Source organism: Streptomyces ossamyceticus (assembly GCF_001418475.1).
GTDB lineage: Bacteria > Actinomycetota > Actinomycetes > Streptomycetales > Streptomycetaceae > Streptomyces > Streptomyces ossamyceticus.
Map to the genome: position 1 here is coordinate 1 of NZ_LIQX01000698.1, position 8,318 is coordinate 8,318.

Sequence of the window (8,318 nt, forward strand, 5' to 3'; positions counted from 1 at the left end):
GACAAGGAACTGATGGCCCAGGGCGCCGGCAACACGGTGTGCGGTCTGCTCGGCGCCCTGGGCCATCAGTTCCTTGTCGTACTCGGTGCGCGGCCCGTCGTGCAGCCGGTCCACCGCCGCCGCGCTGAACAGGCTCTCGGCGGACGCGATGAGCGTGAAGGCGAGGACCGTGCCGATCAGCGCCACATCGGCCAGCCCGCCGAAGGCGTCGAGTCCGGGCGGCTGGATGGAGTCCAGCAGGCCCTTCACCTCGACCTTGGCGACCGGCAGTCCGAAGGCGAGGGTCGCGACGGTGGCGAGGACGACCGCGGCGAGCGCGCCGGGCACGACCTGGACCTTCTTCGGCAGCCGCTTCCACAGCACCATCACGGCGACGGTGCCCGCGCCGAGCGCGAGGGAGGCGAGTGCGGCGGTGCTGCCCACGGCCTCGACGAAGGCGCCGGGCAGCCCCGCGATCTTGTCGAGCCCGGAGGCCGGGGCCTTCAGCCCCGCCGCCGCGTACAGCTGGCCGGCGATGATCACGAGACCGATTCCGGCCAGCATGCCCTCGACGACGGACACGGATATCGCCCGGAACCAGCGGCCCAGCTTCAGCGCGCCCATGGCGAGCTGGAGCAGACCGGCGGCGAGGACGATCACGCCGAGCGCGGGGAGGCCGAACTGGCGCACCGCCTCGAAGACCAGCACGGTCAGCCCGGCCGCCGGGCCGGAGACCTGCAGACTGCTGCCGGGCATCAGACCGGCGACGATGCCGCCCACGATGCCGGTGATCAGGCCGAGTTCGGCCGGCACCCCGGAGGCGACGGCCACGCCCACGCACAGCGGCAGGGCGACCAGGAAGACGACCAGCGAGGCGCCGAAGTCCTGGCGTATGTAAGGGAACTTGGAGGTGGGGGAGGTCGGGGAGTTCATCGAGGACACCGGCCCGCCGCTCAGAGGGTCTCGAACGTGTCGGAGTCCGCGCGGTGTTCGCGCACGGCTCCGGTGTGGACCTCGTAGTACCAGCCGCGCAGCCGCAGCCGGCCGTCGGCGAGGCGCTTGTCCACACAGGGGTAGGAGCGCAGCCGCAGCAACTGGCTGAGGACGTGGTTCTGCACACCGTCGGCGACCGTGGGGTCCTCGACCGTGCCCTGCGGGCGCGGGGTGGCGTGGCTGAGCCAGTCGCGTACGGCGGGTACGGCGTCGAGGTCGTCGCCGCGCACCAGCGCGCCGACGGCACCGCAGTGCGAGTGGCCGCAGACCACGATGTCGCTGACGCCGAGCACTTCCACGGCGTACTCGATGGTGGCCGTCTCACCGGTGGGGCGGTCCGCCGTGTACGGGGGGACGATGTTGCCGGCGGTCCGCAGTTCGAAGAGCTCGCCGGGGCGGGCGCCCGTGATCAGGGCCGGGACGACCCGCGAGTCGGAGCAGGTGATGAACAGGACCTCGGGGGACTGGCCCTCGGCCAGCCTGGCGAACTCCTCAGGGCGCTGTCCGAAGGTACGGGCGTTGTCGATGAGGGGCTGCATGATGTGGTGACTCCTCCTGGCGCGCCACGGCGGCGCGTCGGGCTTGCACGACAGATGTGGGGGGAACGGGCTCCGCGCTCTCAGCAGCGGAAGACCTGGAGAGCGGCCGGGGTGTGGGCCGTGAGGGATCTCGACTGCCGGTGGTGCCGGGCCGAGGGTCGTTCCGGTTCGCTCGCGACCGCCGGGTTCTCCCCCTGCGGCGGGCGCACGGGCGCTCCGGAAGCGGTGTGGGTGGTGGCGCGGTGCCGGTCATGGGTGCGGAGAGGACCGGTCGGGTCCTCGGGGTGACCGCAGGGGCGAGGCATGGCGGCCGAGTCACGCACGGGGGTGGCCGGGAGGGCCTTTCCGGGCGCGGCTTTGGCCTTGGCGTGACCGGGTGTGTGCGCGGATGCGAAGGAACCGGTGGGAGTGAAGAACTGCAGGGCGAGCAGGACGGCGGCTAGGGCCGTGATGACGGTCCGGGGCGTCGTACCTCGCAACATGCGCCTCCCCACTGCCAGTTCGTCATGTCTCCCATGAGGCCGACCGTTGAATGACTTGGTCAATCAATGGTCAACCACTGGTCAAGAAACACGTTAACCCTGCAAAGTTGTTTGCAGGGTTAACTTAACGTTTCGAGCTGAAGAGAGCCTGAAAAGCGTGGGCAGGATGGCCGGAAAAGCCCCTTGACCTGGAGGAGTTCTTCCCGCTGAGGAGTGTCGGTGGACCGCTGGGACTCAGTGCCCGGCGAGTCGCCCGGCGTCGCGGGCGAGGGCGGTGAGCCGCGAGATGGCTCGGAAGTACTTCTTCCGGTAGCCGCCGTTCAGCATCTCCTCGCTGAACAGCCGGTCGAAGGGCAGACCGGAGGCGAGCACGGGGACCTCGCGGTCGTACAGCCGGTCCGCGAGCACCACGAGCCGCAGGGCGGTCGACTGGTCGGGGACGGGCTGGACGTCGGTCAGGCACACCGCCTTCAGGCCGTCCGTGAGAGCGCCGTACCGGCTGGGGTGCACGCGCGCGAGGTGCTCCAGCAGATGCGGGAAGTCGTCGAGGGAGGAGCCCTCGGTGGCGTACGCCGTCTTCGTGACCTGCTCGTCGGAGAACGGCGGGGGTGCCTCGGGCAGTCCGCGGTGGCGGTAGTCCTCGCCGTCGATGCGCAGCGCGCGGAAGTGGGCGGACAGGCCCTGGATCTCCCGCAGGAAGTCGGCCGCCGCGAACCGGCCCTCACCGAGCTTGCCCGGCAGGGTGTTGGACGTGGCGGCCAGGGCGACGCCCGCGTCCACCAGCTTGCCGAGCAGTGTCGACACGAGGACGGTGTCGCCCGGGTCGTCCAGTTCGAACTCGTCGATGCACAGCAGCCGGTGCCCGGAGAGGGTCTGGACCGTCTTCTGGAAGCCGAGCGCGCCGACCAGATTGGTCAGCTCCACGAACGTGCCGAACGCCTTCAGCGCGGGTTCGGCCGGGGTCGCGTGCCACAGGGAGGCCAGCAGATGGGTCTTGCCGACGCCGTAGCCCCCGTCCAGGTAGACACCGCGCGGACCGGCGGGGACCTTGGCGGCCTTCGCCCTGCCGAAGCCGAAGAGACCGCGCTTGCCGGCGCCGGTCGCGTGAGCGCCGCCGAGGCCCGCCGCGAAGCCGCTGAGGACCCGGACGGCGTCGGTCTGGCTCGGCTGGTTATGGTCCGGGATGTACGTGTCGAAGCGCACCGAGTCGAAGCGCGGCGGCGGCACCATCTCGGCGACGAGCCGGTCGGCGGGGACGTACGGCTCGCGGGTGCACAGGGACAGCGGAGCCGTTTCGGTTATGGGGCCGGACACGGCGGCAGAGGACGACGACACGGTTACCGAGTCTAAAGGCCGTGCCACACTGCACGACATGCGACGCCTGTTCCCTGTGACCGAAGAGACAGCGGCCCGGAGCCCGGACGGGGCCGGTGACGGCGCGGACACGGCCGTGGCCCCCACCCCGGTGGTGACCGCCGGGTCGGACGCCGGCGGGCCGGTGCCGGGTGTGGGCGCCGTCGACCGGGAGTGGAGCCTCGCGGAGCTGGCGGCGGCGTACGCCTATCCCGAGCCCGCGCCCGGTCCGGGCGGGCGGGAGCCGTGGCTGCGGGCCAACATGGTGTCGACGCTGGACGGCGCGGCCCAGCACGACGGGCGCTCGCAGCCGATCTCCAGCGAAGCGGACATGCGGATCTTCGGCACCCTGCGGGGACTCGCCGACGTGGTGATCGTCGGCGCCGAAACGGTACGTCAGGAGGGCTACCGCCCGGCACGCGCGCGTGAGGCGTTCGCCGAGGCCCGCCGGGCCGCCGGACAGACACCGGCCCCGGCCGTCGCGGTGGTCAGCGCCGGACTGGACCTCGACTTCTCGCTTCCCCTGTTCACCTCACCGCTCACCCCCACCCTCCTGCTCACCGGCGCCGCCGCCCCGCCCGACCGGGTGGCCACCGCCGAGAAGGCGGGCGCGCGGGTGGTGATCGCCGGGGACGGCATGGGCGTCGACTTCGCGCGCGTCGTGCGGGCCCTCGCCGACCTGGGGCTGACCCGGCTGCTCACCGAGGGCGGACCGCGGGTCCTCGGGCAGCTGATCGCCGCCGGTGTCCTCGACGAGCTGTGCCTCACCGTGTCGCCGATGCTCACGGCGGGGAACGCCCAGCGCATCGCCGGAGGGCCCCCGGTGGAGGTGCCGAGACGGTTCGAGCTGGTGTCGTTGCTGGAAGAGGCCGGGTTCCTGTTCGGTCGTTACCGTCGTACGTGAGAACGGTCGGAATCTACCGTTCCGTTTAGTTCTCGCCGGGCACACTAGATCCCTGAGGAGCGAGGGCCGCGGGGCCCTCCCGGAAGAAGGGCGCCTGTGGTGTCGTTCACGAGCGTTTTGATGATCGAGAAGGCTCTGACGTCCGCGGACGTGGAGTTCGTCACCACCCTGCACGGCGACGAGTCGGCCTCTTTCCATGTGCTGCTCCAGCCGCGGGGCAACCAGGCCGACCGGCTGCTGCGGGCCATCGACGACCTCGCGCTCGGCGAGCTGGACGAGGCGGCGCGTGAGGGGGAGACCCCGGAGGGGGAACAGGCCCTCGACGAGGGGGAACGGGCTCTGGAGGTGTCCCTGCAGGCGCTGCGCGCGGCCGGCAGCGAGGCGGAGGGGCGGCTGATCGAGGACCATCCGCTGGACGCCCTGAAGTCGCTGGTGGAGGAGGTCGGGGCCGACGAGGTGCTGGTGCTGACCGACCCGCACTACGTGGAGGAGTTCTTCCACCGCGACTGGGCGTCCCGGGCACGGCACAAGGTGGGGGTCCCGGTACTGAAGCTGTTCTCCCACAGCAGGACCTAGTGCTGTGACACTGGCTCCAACCGGTGGTCCCTGCCGATCGTGGGGGCGTATGGGCATAGGGTTGCCCTGAAACTTTGCCGTACCAGTACTGGGAGAACGCACATGGCACCCGGCCTTCCTACCGCCATGGACCGACCGCACTTCATCGGGATCGGCGGGGCCGGGATGTCGGGGATCGCGAAGATCCTGGCCCAGCGCGGCGCCAAGGTGGCGGGGAGTGACGCCAAGGAGTCGGAGACGGCGCAGGCGTTGCGCGCGCTGGGCGCGACCGTGCACATCGGGCACGCGGCGGAGCATCTCGCCGACGACGCGACGTGCGTCGTCGTGTCGTCGGCGATCCGCGCGGACAACCCGGAGCTGGCCCGCGCCGCCGAACTGGGCATCCCGGTCGTCCACCGGTCGGACGCGCTCGCCCGGCTGATGGACGGCCTGCGCCCGATCGCGGTGGCCGGCACCCACGGCAAGACCACCACCACGTCCATGCTGGCCGTCTCGCTGACCGCGCTGGGCCTGAACCCGTCGTACGCCATCGGCGGCGACCTCGACGCGCCCGGCTCCAACGCCCTGCACGGCGACGGCGACATCTTCGTGGCCGAGGCGGACGAAAGCGACCGCAGCTTCCACAAGTACGCCCCCGAGGTCGCGATCGTCCTCAACGTGGAGCTGGACCACCACGCCAACTACGCGTCCATGGACGAGATCTACGAGTCCTTCGAGACGTTCGCCGGCCGTATCGTGCCCGGCGGCACCCTGGTGATCTCGGCTGACCACGAGGGCGCGCGGGAGCTGACCCGTCGCGTCGAGGGTGTCCGGGTCGTCACCTACGGCGAGAGCGAGGACGCCGACGTCCGTGTCCTCGCCGTCGTGCCCCAGGGACTCAAGAGCGAGGTCACCGTCCTGCTGGACGGGCAAGAGTTCACCTTCACGGTGTCCGTGCCCGGACGGCACTACGCGCACAACGCGGTCGCCGCCCTGGCCGCGGGCGTCGCGCTGGGCGTCCCGGCCACCGAGCTGGCGCCCGCCCTGGCGGCGTACACCGGTGTGAAGCGGCGGTTGCAGCTGAAGGGCGAGGCCGCCGGGGTGCAGGTCATCGACTCGTACGCGCACCACCCGACCGAGATGACGGCCGACCTGGAGGCGATGCGGGCCGCCGCCGGCGACGCGCGCATCCTCGTGCTGTTCCAGCCCCACCTGTTCTCCCGTACGCAGGAGCTGGGCACCGAGATGGGGCAGTCGCTCGCCCTCGCGGACGCGTCCGTCGTGCTCGACATCTACCCGGCCCGCGAGGACCCGATCCCGGGCGTCACCAGCGAGCTGATCATCGATGCGGCGCGGGCGGCCGGCGCCGAGGTCACGGCCGTCCACGACAAGGCGGAGGCGCCCGCGGTCGTCGCGGGAATGGCGAAGCCCGGTGATCTCGTTCTCACCATGGGCGCGGGCGACGTGACCGACCTGGGCCCGAGGATCCTGGACCGTCTTTCGCAGTGAGGGGCTGAGACCCATGCCGTACGACGTCGACAAGCCGGACGAGCAGTGGCGCGCGGAGCTGACCCCGGCGGAGTACGCGGTGCTGCGTCAGGCCGGTACCGAGCCGGCGTTCGCCGGGGAGTACACCGACACGAAGACGAAGGGGGTGTACTCGTGCCGGGCCTGCGGCGCGGAGCTGTTCACCTCCGACACCAAGTTCGCGTCGCACTGCGGATGGCCGTCCTTCTACGACCCGAAGGACAGCGACGCGGTGGAGCTGATCGAGGACCGCTCGTACGGGATGGTGCGGACCGAGGTCCGCTGTGCCCGCTGCGGATCACACCTCGGGCACGTGTTCGAGGGGGAGGGGTATCCCACCCCCACGGATCAGCGGTACTGCATCAACAGCATCTCGCTGCGGCTGGCGCCCGAGGGCGAGTGACTTTCTGAGCCCGGCGGCACGCGTGCCCCGCGCCTCTGACGTGTGCCCCGCGCCCCTGACAGGGGTGCGGGGCACACGTCGTTCAGCTGGTGAGGCGTACCGCGTCGCGGATGACCGCCGCCACGTCCTTCGGACGGGAGACCGCCACCGCGTGCGAGGCGCCCTCGAGTTCGGTGATCGTGGCGCCCGCGCGCTTCGCGGCGAAGCGCTGGACCTCGGGGTTGATCGCCTCGTCGGCCGCCGCGACCACGGCCCAGGACGGCCGGGTCTTCCAGGCGGCGACCGGCGGGACCTCGGTGAACGCGGCGGTCGCCAGCGGACGCTGCGACACCGCGAGGATCCGGGTCGCCTCGGCGGGGACGTCCGCGGCGAAGATGCCGGGGAAGGCGTCCGGCGCGATGGTGACCTCGACGCCGGGCTCCCCGCCCTCGACGGGGTAGGTCCGCTCGACCAGGTTGGCGACGAGCGGGGCCAGCGGGAAGCGCCCTTGCAACTCGCCGAGGCTCTCCCCCTCCTCCGGGATGTACGCCGCGACGTAGACCAGGCCGACGACGTTCTCGGTCGCGCCCGCCACGGTGATGAGCGCACCGCCGTAGGAGTGGCCGACGAGGACGACGGGGCCGTCGATCTGGGCGGCCGCGGAGGCGATGTACGCGGCGTCGGAGGCCAGACCGCGCAGCGGGTTCGGTACGGCGACGACGGGGACGTCGTGGCTCTGGAGCTCCTCGACGACGCCGGCCCAGCTGGACGCGTCGGCGAAGGCCCCGTGCACGAGGAGGGCGGTGGGCGTGGTGGACATGAGGGGTCCTCTCTCTCGGTGCGGGTCGGTCAGCCGGCGTGCAGTGCGGTGCGCAGGGTGCCGGTGGCCAGCGTGATCGCGGCCTCGGCGGCGTGGGTGCCGCGCAGCGCGTCGAGCATCACGAAGTCGTGGATGATGCCCTGGAAGCGGACGGCGGTGACCGGGACGCCCGCCTCACGAAGCCTGCTCGCGTACGCCTCGCCCTCGTCGCGCAGGACGTCGGCCTCACCGGTGATGACCAGCGCCGGGGGGAGCCCGGTCAGCTGCTCGGTGGTGGCGCGCAGCGGGGACGCGGTGATCCGGGCGCGCTCGGCCTCGTCGGTCGTGTACTGGTCCCAGAACCACCGCATGCCGTCGCGGCGCAGGAAGTAGCCCTCCGCGAACTGGCGGTAGGAGCCGGTGTCGAAGTTCGCGTCGGTCACCGGGTAGAAGAGGACCTGCTGCACCAGGGGCACATCGCCGCGCTCCTTGGCCATCAGGGTCAGGGCGGCGGTCATGTTGCCGCCGACCGAGTCACCGGCCACCGCCAGCCGTGTGCCGTCCAGCTCCTTCGACGCACCCTGCTCCACGACCCACTGGGCGACGGCGTAGTTCTGCTCGATGGCGACGGGGTAGCGGGCCTCGGGGGACAGGTCGTACTCCGGGAAGACCACGGCGGCGCCCGCGCCGACCGCCAGTTCGCGGACGAGGCGGTCGTGGGTGTGGGCGTTGCCGAACACCCAGCCGGCGCCGTGGATGTACAGGATCACCGGCAGGGGGCCCTCGGCGCCGGCGGGCTTCACGA

General features: G+C 71.6%; 10 protein-coding genes. 4 read left to right on the forward strand and 6 right to left on the reverse strand.

Annotation, left to right across the window (positions count from 1 at the left end):
- The 4 genes from AOK15_RS36880 to zapE all read right to left on the reverse strand — a co-directional run.
- Nucleotides 1-912 (reverse strand): SulP family inorganic anion transporter (locus AOK15_RS36880; RefSeq protein ID WP_167738899.1); only part of this gene is annotated, 912 nt, incomplete at its 3' end.
- A 20-nt stretch (nucleotides 913-932) separates the two neighbouring features.
- Nucleotides 933-1,511 carry a carbonic anhydrase gene (locus tag AOK15_RS36885; RefSeq protein ID WP_055522970.1) on the reverse strand — a complete coding sequence of 193 codons (579 nt, stop codon included), beginning with the start codon at nucleotides 1,509-1,511 and terminating at the stop codon, nucleotides 933-935.
- An 80-nt stretch (nucleotides 1,512-1,591) separates the two neighbouring features.
- A complete protein-coding gene (locus tag AOK15_RS36890; RefSeq protein WP_205632289.1) occupies nucleotides 1,592-1,993 on the reverse strand; it encodes a hypothetical protein in 402 nt (133 codons plus the stop codon).
- Nucleotides 1,994-2,227: 234 nt separating this feature from the next.
- Nucleotides 2,228-3,367: a cell division protein ZapE gene (zapE, locus tag AOK15_RS36895; protein WP_240508767.1), complete on the reverse strand. Its 1,140-nt coding sequence runs from the start codon at nucleotides 3,365-3,367 to the stop codon at nucleotides 2,228-2,230.
- On the opposite strand from zapE, the gene AOK15_RS36900 reads away from it, so the two are divergent.
- The 4 genes from AOK15_RS36900 to msrB all read left to right on the forward strand — a co-directional run bounded on the left by AOK15_RS36900 (nucleotide 3,366) and on the right by msrB (nucleotide 6,735).
- Nucleotides 3,366-4,250 carry a pyrimidine reductase family protein gene (locus AOK15_RS36900; protein WP_079058918.1) on the forward strand — a complete coding sequence of 295 codons (885 nt, stop codon included), beginning with the start codon at nucleotides 3,366-3,368 and terminating at the stop codon, nucleotides 4,248-4,250. The two genes, zapE and AOK15_RS36900, sit on opposite strands and share 2 nt — an antisense overlap.
- A gap of 120 nt (nucleotides 4,251-4,370) precedes the next feature.
- Nucleotides 4,371-4,826: a hypothetical protein gene (locus AOK15_RS36905; RefSeq protein WP_055522975.1), complete on the forward strand. Its 456-nt coding sequence runs from the start codon at nucleotides 4,371-4,373 to the stop codon at nucleotides 4,824-4,826.
- A gap of 102 nt (nucleotides 4,827-4,928) precedes the next feature.
- Complete coding sequence (gene murC / locus AOK15_RS36910; protein ID WP_055522978.1) at nucleotides 4,929-6,314, forward strand: UDP-N-acetylmuramate--L-alanine ligase; 1,386 nt, start codon at nucleotides 4,929-4,931, stop codon at nucleotides 6,312-6,314.
- A gap of 13 nt (nucleotides 6,315-6,327) precedes the next feature.
- Nucleotides 6,328-6,735 (forward strand): peptide-methionine (R)-S-oxide reductase MsrB, encoded by a 408-nt coding sequence (gene msrB, locus AOK15_RS36915; RefSeq protein ID WP_055522980.1) that lies wholly within the window; start codon nucleotides 6,328-6,330, stop codon nucleotides 6,733-6,735.
- Nucleotides 6,736-6,817: 82 nt separating this feature from the next.
- On the opposite strand, the gene AOK15_RS36920 is transcribed toward msrB, so the two are convergent.
- Together AOK15_RS36920 and AOK15_RS36925 are read right to left on the reverse strand one after the other, a co-directional pair.
- Nucleotides 6,818-7,534, reverse strand: coding sequence for an alpha/beta fold hydrolase (locus AOK15_RS36920; RefSeq protein WP_055522982.1), 717 nt, complete (start codon nucleotides 7,532-7,534; stop codon nucleotides 6,818-6,820).
- A gap of 29 nt (nucleotides 7,535-7,563) precedes the next feature.
- Nucleotides 7,564-8,318 (reverse strand): alpha/beta hydrolase (locus AOK15_RS36925; protein ID WP_055522984.1); only part of this gene is annotated, 755 nt, incomplete at its 5' end.